Genomic DNA, 11680 nt, shown 5'->3' with positions numbered 1-11680 from the left:
GGATTTAGGGCGCGGGAAGGCTTCAGGCCGAACAAGCCGCAACAGGCCGCCGGCACGCGGATCGATCCGCCAATATCGGAGCCATGCGCTACGGGCACCATGCCGCTTGCGACGGCGGCAGCAGCCCCACCGCTTGACCCGCCAGCCGTGATCGTCAGATCCCAGGGATTGAGTGTCGGCCCACGGAAGGCCGGCTCGGTCACGAAGTCGTTGGCATATTCCGGCGTGTTCGTTTTTCCCAGCAAGACCAGGCCGGCCGTCCGCCATCGCCGAACGATCTCGCTATCGGGCTTGGGCGCGGCATCCCTGAAATAGGCAGAGGAATGCGTTGTCGGCCAGTCCGCCGTGTGGATACCGGTATCCTTTATGAGAAATGGAACGCCGGCTAAATGGGCGTGCCGGTCCAGGCTCCTTGCGCTGGAACGCGCGCCTTCGGCATCGATCAGGGTCACGGCATTGAGGACAGGATTGATCTTTGCGATCGCCTCGATTGCCGCCTCGACGACCTCAATGGCGGACAGGTCGCCGGAGCGAACATGTTCGGACAGCGCAACGGCATCGAGCGCCGCATATTCCGACAACTTCATGGCTGGCTCATGTGCCTGGCTCTCTGTGTGCCGGAAAGTGTGCAGTGATCAGCTGGGCGATCAGGGCCGGATTCTCCCAGTGCGGGTTGTGGCCACAATCGGCGGCGTCAACGACTGCGGCGGTGGGAAAGGCTTCCACCAGCCGCTGCCGATGCATACTGTCGAACAGGGGGTCGCGTCCGCCGTTTACGATCAGCGTATCGACCGTGACGCATCGCGCAGCCGCCGTGAGATCGGTGCGGCGCACCTGGTCCAGTATGGCGCGCCAGCGTGGCGCCGGCATGGTCGACGCCTCTGCCGCCGCCATTGCGAGGAAGTCGCGTGGAACATCCGCCTCGCAGGCGTGCCAATAGGCATAGAACGGGTCCGTCGGCGATATCGGGTCACGCAGCGATTGCACCCCGACGACCATCGGATGCGCATCGGGGATTTCGGGCTGCAGCGTGCCCGCAAGCAGCACCAGCCCGCCGGCCAAAGCCGGATGCCGAGAGACCGTTTCGATGGCAATCATGCTGCCCAGCGAATGCCCCACCAGAACCGGCCGCACGAGCTGCAGCCTGGCAATGAGCGCGGCAAGGTCGTCGGCGAAATCGGCCGGCCCGAAGCCGCTCGTCCCGGCCTGCGAGGCGCCGTGCCCGCGCAGGTCCGGGATGATCAGGCGGCGGCCTTCCAGATGGGGAACGAGCAGCGAAAAACTGCGGCTCGTGTCGGTAAAGCCGTGGATGAGGACAAGCGGCGGCTCGGCGCCGCCGATCTCGATATAGGCCATGGCGGTCCCGTCGGCAGCGACCATTCGCTTGCGGCCGGCCCATCCCTCCTGCATTGCAGACGTCACAGGCCGAGCTTTGCCTTCACGGCGTCGAGCGCCGGCTTGCCGTCGAAGGTGGCAACGCCTTGCAGCCAGGCGTCGAGCCTTCCCGTGTTTTCCGATATCGCCTTCTGCGCGGCATCGAGCGGCGCCATGCCGTCATTGATCAGGTAGCCCATGCCGGTATTCTCGAAGGCGATGTCGAAGCTGAGGTTCTTCAGCAGCTGTGCTGCGTTCGGGCAGGCTTCCAGATAGCCCTTGCGCACCTGGGTGCTGACGGTCGCCGCGCCAAAATTCGGACCGTAGAATTTGTCGCCGCCGGTCAGATATTTGAAGTCGTACATCGTGTTCATCGGATGCGGCGCCCACCCCTGGAAGACGATGAAGTTCTTTTCCTTTATCCGATATCCGACCTCCGACAACATGCCGGCTTCGCTCGACTCGACGACTTCCCATCCGTTCAGACCCAGGCTCGGGTCGGCGATGGCGTCCATCATCAACTGGTTCGATCCAGGTTCGATGCCATACATCTTGCTTCCGAATTTGTCGGCGAACTTCTGCAGGTCGGCCACGTCCTTGACGCCTGCTTCCCAGACATAGGTTGGAACGGCGAATGTGTATTTGGCGCCTTCGAGATTGATGCGCACGGTTTCGACCGAGCCATCCTGCTTGTACGGGGCGAAATTTGCGACCATGGCCGGGTCCCAATAACCGAGGAAGACATCGAGATCATTGTTCTTAAGGGCGGCATAGATGACGTCTATGCCAAGCAGGGTGCTCTGCGGCTTGTAGCCGAGAGCGTCGAACAGGACGGAGGCGACACCGGTGGTGAAGGCAAGATCGTTCCAGCCAGGCTCGGCCATGCGGACGGCTCTGCATTGTTCCGGTTCCGCGGCCTGGCTCGCCTGCGGCGCAAGCGCCAGGACACACAAGGGCATGCTGAGAAAGAAGGTGCGAAGCATTCTGATATCTCCCGTGTTGACCATCTGGTCTGATTATTATCCCACTGGTCAATTCTTGATCTCGGTGGACTAGAATGTCAATATGCTTTTGCATCGGGAACAATCATGAAACTCACTCGCCTCAGCGACATCCGCCGCAAGGAGCTGCGCCAGGCAGCATTCGCCGTGCTTCAGCGGGAAGGCATAGCCGGCGCGACGATCGAAAAGGTCGCGGCGCAGGCCGGCGCGTCGAAAGGCATTGTCCTGCATTATTTTAGGGATAAGCGAGAGCTGTTCGAACATGCGATGCGCGAGTCGAACCTAGTGCTGCGTGATGCGGTGGTGGCACGGCTGAAAGGCGCGCATACGCCTATGGAAAGGCTCGACGCTGTGATCGACGGCAATTTCGAGCTGCATTTCTTCCAGCCGTCGCTTTGTCACGCGTGGCTCTCGCTATGCGCGGAGGTGCCGCGCGACGAGAAATTGAAACGCATTCAGCGCGTGATCCACAGCCGGATGCGTTCGAATTTGCTGTCCGGCCTGCGCAGTCTTGTCGTCGAGGCTGACGCGAACGATATCGCTTTCGGCATCACCACGCTGATCGACGGACTATGGCTGCGGCTTGGCCTGCAACCCGGCAGCGTTTCGCGCGACTACGCGCTGCGTCAGGTCAAGGACTATGTCGCCGCGCGACTGGCAAGTGCCGAATTGCCGCCGGCTACGCGGCCCGCATCAGTCGGCGTCTAGAAGGCCAGCTAGCCGGCACCGGATAGCTACCGCTCCATCCGGGCAGACAGCGTTCGCACAACTGTGCGCAACAGCGAGCGGTCGGCCATGCGCGCTCGACGGGCCGCGATGCGGTTGATAAGCCCTCTCCCCAAGGAGAGTCGAGACATGACCGTTGCGATCGAGATGGGCCACACGACCGCGGGCGCCCCGGCGGCACTGGATCTTGAGGAGCTGCTGGCGACCCGCCTTTTGGTGCAGGGCAATTCGGGCTCCGGCAAATCCCATCTGCTGCGCCGGCTGCTGGAGCAGAGCGCCCCCTGGGTGCAGCAGACCATCATCGACCCCGAAGGTGATTTCGTATCGCTGGGCGACCGTTTCGGCCATTTGGTGATCGATGCCGAGGAGCATACCGAGCGCGGCCTGCAGAGCGCCGGCGAGCGGGCGCGCATCCACCGCGTCTCCACGGTGCTCAATCTCGAAGGGCTCGACGCCGAGAACCAGATGCGGCGCGCTGCTGCCTTCCTCGGCGGGCTGTTCGAGGTCGCCCGCGACCACTGGTACCCGATGCTGGTGGTGGTGGACGAGGCGCAGCTCTTTGCGCCGGCGGTCGCGGGCGAGGTGTCGGACGAGGCGCGCAAGCTCTCGCTCGGCGCCATGACCAATTTGATGTGCCGTGGCCGCAAACGCGGGCTGGCCGGGATCATCGCCACCCAGCGGCTGGCCAAGCTCGCCAAGAACGTCGCGGCCGAGGCGTCCAATTTCCTCATGGGCCGGACTTTTCTCGATATCGACATGGCGCGCGCCGCCGATCTTCTCGGCATGGAGCGGCGACAGGCCGAGGCTTTTCGTGACCTGGAGCGCGGGCAATTCATGGCGCTGGGCCCGGCGCTGTCGCGCCGTCCGCTTGGCCTGCGCATCGGCCCGACGGACACAAGTCCGCGCAACGGCACCCCGCGGCTGATGCCGCTGCCGGAAGCCGCCCTTGAGGACGCACGCGCCATCATCCTGGCAGCCCCGCCGCCCGAGACAGTGCGGCCGCAGCGCCGGTCGTCGCCGGACCTGCTCGATCAGCTGATGGCGGCAAAGTCGGCGGCGCTGGAAATCCGCCCCGAACCGGTGGAGCCGCCAATCAGCGCCGAGGATTTGGCGGAGCGGCGTGAGCGGGTGGACCGGGTCTTGCGCGCCGTGCTGGCGCAGCCCGACGCGGGCTTCCGCGTCATCGGCGTGCTTTATCAGGAGTTCGTGGTCCGCTGCCGGATCGAGGGTCTCGCCTCGGTCGTGCCGGACCTGCCCGCCTTCCGCCGCATGCTGACGCGCGCCCGCGCCGGCCTGGGCTCCGACATGGCAGGCGACGACGCGTGGCAGGACGTCTCGGTGCGCGCCTCGCTGCTGCCCGAGGATATGCAAGGCGTGTTCATGATGATCGCCCGCGCGGCGAAGGAGGGCTGGCCCTGCCCCAGCGACGCAGCGATCGCCCGCGCCTACGGCTCGCACTCGCTGCGCCGCGCCCGGCGCCTGCTGACGTACATCGAGGAGCAGGGCCTCATCGTCTGCCAGCTTGACGGGCTTGGCCGGCGTACCGTGACGCTCGTCGAACTCGCCTGGGCAACGGCCCCGGGCGACCCCAAAGCCGAAGGGGCGGAGCAGGGGACTTTGGCTGTGTAAGGTGATGAAGAGTGCGCGGGAGGAAGAGCCCTTCTTCAAGCTGCTGGTATAGTCGATGGTAGACACAGCGGCCATGCCTGCTTTACGCCCATAAGCAGACACTCCGGAACGGCCAATTCCTCGCCCCAGCCACCCGGAAGATTTCTACGCGACGCGTGCGGGGCCCGGCCCCGGCTTGAGCACAGTAGCGAGCACGATGCCAGCGACGATAAAGGCAGCGCCGACCAGATCGTAGTCGTGCAAGCCCTTGCCGAGCAACAGATAGGCAAGTATGGCGACGAACACTGTCTGCAAATAGAGCAGCATGCTCGCCCGGCTCGCGCCAAGCGTTTCCACGCTTTTGTTGTAGAGATAGTACATCAAGGCGCCGCCCGGTCCTGCCAGATAGGCGAGCGCGAGAATGCTATCGACGTCCATGGTGGAGCGTTCGTCGTTGAACAATTCCCATAGATGGAAAGGCAAGGCGACCAGCGCGCCGGCGCCGAGCAGCAGCACGACCATCGGCAAGAGTTCGATGCCGAACTTGGCACGGCGCAAAAGCACGGTGTACAGGCCCCAGCAGAACGCACTGCCAACGATCCACAACTCGCCAGCGTTGAACTTGAGCTGAAGCAGCGCCGTCAGGTCCCCATGCGCGACGATGAAAATCATCCCGGCGAGCGCAACCAGCGCGCCAAGCGACTTCCAAAGCCCGAGCGGCTCGCCAAGCACAAAACGGGCGAGCACCATCGTCATGACAGGAGATAGCGCCATGATGATGCCGGCCGTGGTTGCGTCAGTGTCGTTGAGGCCATGGTAGATCATGCCTTGGCACAGCGTGAGGCCGATCGCCCCTACAGCGAGAACCTCGACAGCTCGAGATCGCACAAGCCCTATCATCGCGTCGTGATGACGGTGCACTATCGGCAGCAGGATGGCGCAAGCCAGGGTCAGCCGCCAGAAGCAGAGGCCCCATGGCGGCATTTCAGGCGCCACCCATTTGGCCGCGATATACACACCAGCCGAAAGAAACCAGCACAGGACGGCGGCCGGGTAGCCGGTCATCGAGGATATGGGACTGACGGTGGGTTGCGTCGCTTGATGAGCTATCGGCACTGCCTGCATGTCATGCCCTCCCCTTGGTGAATGCCAGCCTGGGGACGCAATATATCCCTCGCCCTTGGATCCTGCATCTCGTTTTGAAATGGCAGGCTAGGTGGTTTCGCGCACCCTGCGGTCATCGACCAGGGACACGGAGGGCGATGCAATCGACATTTTTGCAAGCGCCCCGCGCCTATAGCTCGCACTCGCTGCGCTGCGCCCGGCGCCTGCTGACCTGTATCGAGGAGCAGGGGCCTCCGCGACCTGTCTTACGCAGGTGGCTCAATCGGCATTGTGGGTTTACATCGGCAGCCAAGCCCCTAGTTTTAGAGTTTCGCGCCGCGCACCTTAGTGCGTGGATGATCGAAAACGGGACCGTGAACTCTGGCCGGTCCCCTCAAAAACCCCAAAGGATGACTGTCATGACACAGGCCAAGAATGGCGACACCGTGCGCATCAATTATACTGGACGTCTAGCCGACGGCACTCAATTCGATTCTTCCGGCAGCGAACCGCTGCAATTCAAGCTCGGTGAAGGGCAAGTGATCCCCGGCCTTGAGACCCATGTCGAGGGCATGGAGGTCGGCGCGAAAAGCACCGTCACCGTTCCCGCCGACGCCGCCTACGGCCCCCACCGCCCCGAAGCGGTCATGACCGTCGACCGCGCCAGGGTGCCGGACAACATCAACGTCGATATCGGTACTCGATTGCAGGCCAGAACCTCCGAAGGGCGCCCCATGCAGGTGACGGTCGTCGGCGTCGACGACGCCAGCGTCAAGCTCGACGGCAATCATCCGCTGGCCGGAAAGGATCTGGTGTTCGACGTTGAACTGGTCGAGATCGTTCAGGCGGCGTAGGGTATCCATGCGGCCAAGGCCGTGGTGGCTATGATTTCGGGTGACGGACTTCCGCCGGAGGTTTCGGCGGTTTGTGCCACCTGCCGCCCTGCTTTCCGCGCTTAGGCGATCGCCAAAACCGTGCCGACATTCGTAAGGTTCGACACTGCATCTAATGCGACTTTCCTGCCACGAGTCGCTCAGTGGATGTCAGTGGCCAGCCTTCGAATTTCTCGTTCCCGGAATGCACAGGTAGCGCCATTTCCAGAACCTCACGAGAAGCGCCCTGATCGACGCATTGCGGGGGATTTGCAGTCTTTGAGGGATGAGGCCGAATACATATATCGCCGCAGCGATCATCTAGTTTGATCATGTTGCCGGCGCGCCTCCTCGATCACATCCCGATTTGAATCTGCCCAGGTCACCAAGGCCATGACCGGGGCGAGAAGCGACCTGCCGACTGCGGTCAGCTCGTAATCCACGCGCGGTGGGATCGTCGGAAAGAGGGTTCGACTGATCAAACCGTCGCGTTCCAATTGACGAAGCGTAATCGTGAGCATCCGCTGCGAGATGCCGTCGATCTGCCGTCGCAATGCATTGAAGCGGACCGGCCCATCCTTCAGGGCCACGAAGATGTAAAGACTCCACTTATCGGCAATGCGATCGAGGATCTCCCGAACGGGACGGCAGTCGGCGTCTTCGCTTGGGGTAGGAAACTCTATGTCACTGAGTGTCATGAATGTGCCTTCTTGCGAACAGTCAAATAGTTACCTTAATAGTGTTGGTCACAGTTTGATACTACCCTATTCCCCCAGGAGCCACCAATGACCAACATCCTCCTCGTTACCTCTAGCCCACGCGGTCCTCAGAGCCTTTCCACCCGATTTGCCCGTGACATTGCTGAAAGCCTCAACGCCCGTTCTGGCGGCACAATTGTCGAACGTGATCTTGGGGCGGCACCGCTGCCGCATATCACGGCAGCCTATATCGACGGTCGCATTGCGCCGCCCGAGACACGTACACCCGAACAGATCGAAGCCGTCGATCTCGCTCAAAGCCTCGTTGATGAGGTTCAAGCTGCCGACGTGATTGTCATTGGCTCGGGCATGATCAACTTCGGCCCGCCGACGCAGCTCAAGGCTTGGTTTGACTACATCACTTGGCCTAGCGTCACCTTTCGCTACGACGCAACCGGTGTGATGGGATTGTTGCCCGCCAAGAAAGTCTATCTCGTGACAGCAACTGGCGGCGTCTTTTCGGAAGGCAGGAACGCCCCGTTAGACTTCCAGACCACCTATCTCGCGCATCTTCTCGGTTTTATCGGACTGACGGATATCGAAGTGGTCCGCGTGGAAGGGACACTCGTAAGCCCGGACGCAGCCAAGGCTGCGATCGCCTCCACCGAAGCACAGATCCGGGCTGCACTAGAGCGTGCCGCCTGACCCGCAACCCAATCAGTCAGCTACCGAAGAAATCGGCGAATGGTCTGATGCGAGCGGGTATGGCAATGGAAAGGATGGCAGGGCTGCCTTGCAGCTGCTGCCCTCCCCGGCTCATGGTGTGCCTTTCATGGCTGGCCTGTCAAACGACGCGTCAGACGCTGGCCGAACCGACTCGCGGCGATCATCGCGCTGGCATCCGTGGAGCCGAGACGACCGTCGCACTACAAGGCGCTGCTGGCCGAAACCCATGGGCTCTCGCATGTTACGATCGAGGTGGAGCCGGAAAGAGCAGATTGGTATCTGCAAGCGGACATTAGAGCGGAGAAATCGTAGGTCTGCACCGGTCAAAAGCAGCTGCTCGCGTCAGCCTCACCCCTACCGGTCCTCGATAATCCGCAAATATGCCGCCGTGACAAACAGCACGATCAGCCCGAAGAGTATCCGCCTTGCCCCCTCCGGCATTTGCAGGATGGTCAGCAGCGTCGTCAGAACGGTGAGGATCAGCGCGCCGATGATGGTGCCGGTGTAGCCGCCGCGGCCGCCGAAGATCGAGGTTCCGCCGATCACGGCGGCTGCCACCGAAGGCAGCACCAGCGGTTCGGCCAGCGACAGCGACGGCGCCTTGATCAGGCCGATATAGAGCAGGCCGGTGATGCCGGCGAGCACGCTCGAGATGACGTAGAGCGCCGTGATGACCTGCCAGTAGCGGACGCCGGACAGGCGTGCCGCCCCTTCATTGTCGCCGACCGCGTAAAGCAGACGGCCGAAGCCGGTGCGGCGCAAGGTGAAGACGATGAGGACGGCGATGGGCACGAACAGCAGCAGCGCGTTGGGCACGCCATAGGTGAGGCCGGTGCCGAGCCAGGCCAGGAAGGGCGGAATCTTGGCGCCCGACGCGATGACGGTGCGCTGATAGACCTGCAGGCAGCCGGTGCCGATCAGGCTGGTGCCGAGCGTCATGATCAGCGGGTGCACGCGAAACACGCCGACGCCGATGCCGTTGACCAGGCCGATCAGCACCGCCGGCACCAATGCGATGAGAATCGCCGCCGCCGGGTCATGATTGACGACCTGCGTCGCCATGATGAAGGCGCTCATTGTCGCCACCGTCCCGACCGACAGGTCGATGCCGCCGGTCAGCATGGTCATGGTCTGGCAGCCGGCAAGAATTGCCAGCGGGATGGCGAATTTTATGGTGTTGGCGAGCCACCGCTCGTTGACGATGCCGGGACGCAGGATCTGCAGGATCACCACCAGGATGACGAGCAGGATGATCAGCGGGATCAGCGGCCGGTCGGCCATGAAGCGCTTGATGCGGCGGCCGAAGGGTACGGGTTGGATCGCTGATATGCTCATGACGTTGCTCGCGATTGGGGTGGCGCGATGTATCGTTCCCTTCTCCCCTTGTGGGAGAAGGTGGATCGGCGCGCAGCGCCGAGACGGATGAGGGGTGCTGGAAGGAATGAGACGTTGGTGCCTTCTGGAACACCCCTCATCCGACCTCGGGCTTGCCGGAGGCAAGACCCGTGGGCGAGGCCACCTTCCCCCACAAGGGGGGAAGGAAGAAGGGCGCACCGATGCTCTCTCATCATTGCCGCCCCCTCATCGTAATAAACGCCCCGAACATCACCACGGCGACCATGATCGCGCCCTCGATGATTGCGGTGACGTTGGGATCGATCGCCAGCAGCGTCAGGTCGGTGCGCACCAGCCGCAGCACGAAGACGGCAACAATCGGGCCGAGCAATCCGCCCTTGCCGCCGCCAAGTGCGACGCCGCCGAGCACCACCGCCGCCACGCTGGCAAGAAGATAGGGGCCGGGGATCGGGGCGCCGATGCCGGTGCTCATGGTCAGCGCCAGCCCGCCCATGGCGCCGAAAAGCCCGGACAGGGCATAGGCGATGATCTTGGTGCGCGCGACAGGCACGCCGCTGCGAAATGCCGCCAGTTCGCTGCTGCCGATGGCGTAGATCGACAGGCCGAGTTTTGAGCGCTTGAGCGGTATCCAGATGATGCAAAGGCACACGACCAGAAGCACCAGCGCCTTCGGTATCCAGGCAGAGATCCCGGGCAGCCCCGGGATCGGAAACGTCCCGACGATGGTCGCCCGCAGCCATTCGGCCACCGCGCCGCCGGGCGCGCCGAGGACCAGCAGGGCCGCGCCCTGCAGGACGAACAGGGTGGCCAGCGTGACGACGATGTCGGGCACGCGGGTGACGACGATCAGCATGCCGTTGACGGCGCCCAGCACCAGCCCCATGGCCAGCACGAACGGCACGACGAAAAGCGCGTATTCCTCGCTGGCGCCGTCCATCATCGAGGCGGCGGTGACGCTGGTCAGCGCCATCATGGCGCCGACGGAAAGATCGATGCCGCCGGCGATGACGACGATCGTCTGGGCGGCCACCGCAAAGGCATAAGGCAGCACCGCGCGCACCAGCGAGCCGAAATCGCCGCTGCCATAGCCGGGCTGGATGAGCTTGGTGATCACCAACAGGACCACGAAGAGGACAAGCAGGCCGGCGACCCAGCCCTGGCGGCGGATAAGGCGGCTCACGGTTTCGCCACCGGGCTTGAATGGATATCGGCAAGGATGCCGACATCCTCCTTGGCGCCGCGCGGCAAGCCGTAAGCGGCGCGCATCAGCGCCGGCTCGTCGGCGAGTTCGACGGGGAAGACATCGACGACGCGCCCCCCAAAGATGACGATGACGCGATCGCAGACACGCTGCACCTCCTCGAGCTCGGATGTATAGAACAGCACCGACTTGCCCTGGTCGGCGAGTTCGCGCAGCAACTTGTAGATCTCCTGCTTGGTGCCGACATCGATGCCGCGCGTCGGGTCGAAGCAGAGGATGGTCTGTGCCTCAGCGGCGATCCAGCGGGCGATCGTCACCTTCTGCTGGTTGCCGCCGGACAGGCGCTGCACCTCGCGCTGGGCGCGCGTGTCGATCTGCAGCCGCTCGATCGCGTTGACGACCCTGGAGCCTTCCTGCCGCATGTTGATCGGCCCCCAGTTGCGCAAGGCGGCGCTGAAGGGGAGCGCGATGTTTTCGCGCACCGAGCGCTGCATGGTCAGCGCCTCGGTGCGGTCGCCGGGCACATAGGCGATGCCGGCGCGGATCGCATCGGCCGGATGCGCGAACCGGACCGGCTGCCCGTCCACTTCGATCGTGCCGCCGGACGGCCGGATGGAGCCGGCGAGCGCTGCGAAGAGCTCGTCCTGGCCTTGGCCCTCAAGCGCGACCACGCCTGCGACTTCGCCGTTGGCCAGGTCGAAGGACACGTCGTTGAGCTTGGTGCCGACACGAAGGTTCGCCACGCCGAGGCGCGGACGGCTTTCCCCAGGCGAAGCGGCCTGGTTCGCCTGGCGCGCCGCCACGCGCGTTTTTTCGATCCTGGCGCCGAGCATCATCTCGACGATGCGCTCCTCGACGCCCGGCTCGATGTCGACGACGCCGACGGTCTCGCCGTCGCGAAGCACGGTGGCGCGGTCGCAGAGCGCCGATATCTCGACAAAGCGATGGGAAATGAAGATCACCGAACGGCCGCTGTCGCCCTGGCGGCGCACGACTTCGAGCACCTTTTCGGCA

Annotated in this window: 12 protein-coding genes; 4 read left to right on the top strand and 8 right to left on the bottom strand. The window is 63.5% G+C overall.

Translation table 11 applies throughout. The features are described 5' to 3' along the window. The 3 genes from E5W87_RS28620 to choX all read right to left on the bottom strand — a co-directional run. The coding region (locus E5W87_RS28620) for an amidase (RefSeq protein WP_292405161.1) at positions 1-587 on the bottom strand (587 nt) is incomplete at its 3' end. Positions 588-594: 7 nt separating this feature from the next. Beyond that, complete coding sequence (locus E5W87_RS28615; RefSeq protein ID WP_292405158.1) at positions 595-1410, bottom strand: alpha/beta hydrolase; 816 nt, start codon at positions 1408-1410, stop codon at positions 595-597. Positions 1411-1418: 8 nt separating this feature from the next. Beyond that, complete coding sequence (gene choX, locus E5W87_RS28610; protein ID WP_292405154.1) at positions 1419-2357, bottom strand: choline ABC transporter substrate-binding protein; 939 nt, start codon at positions 2355-2357, stop codon at positions 1419-1421. Between the two features lie 105 nt (positions 2358-2462). Here choX and betI point away from each other — a divergent pair, with 105 nt between their 5' ends. Then, positions 2463-3083, top strand: coding sequence for a transcriptional regulator BetI (betI, locus tag E5W87_RS28605; protein WP_292405150.1), 621 nt, complete (start codon positions 2463-2465; stop codon positions 3081-3083). Between the two features lie 147 nt (positions 3084-3230). Continuing rightward, a complete protein-coding gene (locus E5W87_RS28600) occupies positions 3231-4730 on the top strand; it encodes an ATP-binding protein (protein WP_292405147.1) in 1500 nt (499 codons plus the stop codon). Between the two features lie 144 nt (positions 4731-4874). On the opposite strand, the gene E5W87_RS28595 is transcribed toward E5W87_RS28600, so the two are convergent. Continuing rightward, positions 4875-5834, bottom strand: coding sequence for an EamA family transporter (locus tag E5W87_RS28595; RefSeq protein ID WP_292405144.1), 960 nt, complete (start codon positions 5832-5834; stop codon positions 4875-4877). Positions 5835-6232: 398 nt separating this feature from the next. Between E5W87_RS28595 and E5W87_RS28590 the strand changes: the two genes are divergently transcribed. After that, the gene (locus E5W87_RS28590) at positions 6233-6667 is read left to right on the top strand and encodes a peptidylprolyl isomerase (protein ID WP_287137720.1); all 435 of its coding nucleotides are present in this window, start codon (positions 6233-6235) and stop codon (positions 6665-6667) included. 335 nt (positions 6668-7002) lie between these two features. Here E5W87_RS28590 and E5W87_RS28585 read toward each other — a convergent pair whose 3' ends face one another. Further along, complete coding sequence (locus E5W87_RS28585; protein ID WP_292405137.1) at positions 7003-7383, bottom strand: helix-turn-helix domain-containing protein; 381 nt, start codon at positions 7381-7383, stop codon at positions 7003-7005. Between the two features lie 87 nt (positions 7384-7470). On the opposite strand from E5W87_RS28585, the gene E5W87_RS28580 reads away from it, so the two are divergent. Continuing rightward, positions 7471-8088, top strand: a complete 618-nt coding sequence (locus E5W87_RS28580; protein ID WP_292405134.1) for an NAD(P)H-dependent oxidoreductase — start codon at positions 7471-7473, stop codon at positions 8086-8088. Between the two features lie 375 nt (positions 8089-8463). On the opposite strand, the gene E5W87_RS28575 is transcribed toward E5W87_RS28580, so the two are convergent. From E5W87_RS28575 to E5W87_RS28565, 3 genes are all read right to left on the bottom strand, one after another. Then, on the bottom strand, positions 8464-9444 hold the full coding sequence (locus tag E5W87_RS28575) for an ABC transporter permease (protein ID WP_292405132.1): 981 nt from the start codon (positions 9442-9444) through the stop codon (positions 8464-8466). A gap of 232 nt (positions 9445-9676) precedes the next feature. After that, on the bottom strand, positions 9677-10645 hold the full coding sequence (locus E5W87_RS28570) for an ABC transporter permease (RefSeq protein WP_292405128.1): 969 nt from the start codon (positions 10643-10645) through the stop codon (positions 9677-9679). Next, positions 10642-11680: ATP-binding cassette domain-containing protein (locus tag E5W87_RS28565; RefSeq protein ID WP_292405125.1), on the bottom strand; the 1039-nt coding region annotated here is incomplete at its 5' end. The genes E5W87_RS28570 and E5W87_RS28565, both read right to left, overlap by 4 nt.

The organism is Mesorhizobium sp., assembly GCF_004962925.1.
In the GTDB taxonomy this organism is placed as follows: Bacteria; Pseudomonadota; Alphaproteobacteria; order Rhizobiales; family Rhizobiaceae; genus Mesorhizobium.
This window is presented reverse-complemented; position numbering and strand designations above follow the sequence as displayed.